Here is a 548-nt window from a genome sequence, read left to right as displayed (position 1 = left end):
CGGCGGGGGTTATGTTCGACGATTTTGATGTCGTATTTGGATTCGAGCTGCTTGGCAAGGCGGTAGCCGATGTTGCCGCCGCCGGCAATCATGATGCGGCGGGTACGCGCTTCTTTGGGGCGCAGTTCGCGCATGATGATGTTGACGCTGCTGATGTCGGCGGCAAAAAGTACCTCGTCGCCTTCGATAATGACGGTTTGCGGCGTGGGGACGATAAGGCGGTTGTTGCGGTATATGGCGCAGATTTGGCAGTCCGCGCCTTCGGGGAGGTGTTGGTTGATGTCAGCAATTTCACGGTTGACGAGCAGCCCGCCTTTACGCGCCTGTACGATGACCATGCGGACTTTGTCGCCGGCAAACCTCAATACCTGCAATGCGCTGGTGTAGCTGAGCAGCCCAACGAGCTGTTCGGTAACGAGCTGTTCGGGGCTGATGGTTTCGGTGATGTCGAAGACGGTAAGGCCGCCGTTTTCTGTATCGTCGTTTTCAGGGTAGGGGTATTCCAGATATTCGCTGGAACGCACGCGGGCGATGCGGCTGTGGATATT

The 548-nt window shown here is 57.1% G+C and carries 1 protein-coding gene; it reads right to left on the bottom strand.

Annotation, left to right across the window (positions count from 1 at the left end; genetic code table 11):
* A partial coding sequence (locus ACTHUR_RS17275; RefSeq protein ID WP_440399941.1) for a TrkA C-terminal domain-containing protein occupies nt 1-548 on the bottom strand: 548 nt, incomplete at both ends.

The organism is Neisseria sp. P0021.S007, assembly GCF_051956855.1.
The sequence above is the reverse complement of the archived record's forward strand: the minus strand, read 5'-3'. Positions and strand labels throughout refer to the sequence as shown.